General features: G+C 36.4%; 1 protein-coding gene. It reads left to right on the top strand.

The window, feature by feature from the left end; all coding sequences use genetic code 11:
* Nucleotides 1-178: 178 nt before the first annotated feature.
* On the top strand, nt 179-470 hold a 292-nt coding region (locus HC175_RS18250; RefSeq protein WP_479685239.1), incomplete at its 3' end, for a 2,3,4,5-tetrahydropyridine-2,6-dicarboxylate N-succinyltransferase.

Below are 470 nucleotides of genomic sequence, written 5' to 3'. Positions count from 1 at the left end.
TCTTCCCATAATTACCTGCAAAGATAAGCCTTAATTCACGAACCCAAAAACTGCGGAAATCTCCGGAACAGCCTCATTAACCAACAGAATTCCTTCAAAAGTCTTACCTTCGCACCCATTAATGACCACCAATATTACATCTGTTTTTACAGATCTTTAATCTGAAACAATATTAGAAATGGAACACCTAAAAGAAATCATAGAGAAAGCCTGGGAGGACAGGGAACTTTTAAAAGAAAATAAAACTACAAATGCAATAAGGGAAGTTGTTGACCTGCTTGACAGCGGAAAACTAAGAGTTGCCGAACCTACAAATGAAGGCTGGCAGGTGAATGAATGGGTAAAAAAAGCTGTAGTTCTTTATTTTCCTATTCAAAAAATGGAAACTTTGGAAGCAGGAATCTTTGAATATCATGATAAGATCCCGCTAAAGAAAGGATATAAAGAAAAAGGGATAAGAGTAGTTCCAA

Source organism: Salinimicrobium oceani (genome assembly GCF_012037645.1).
Note: the sequence above shows the minus strand (reverse complement) of the source record. Positions and strands in the feature narration are given on the sequence as shown.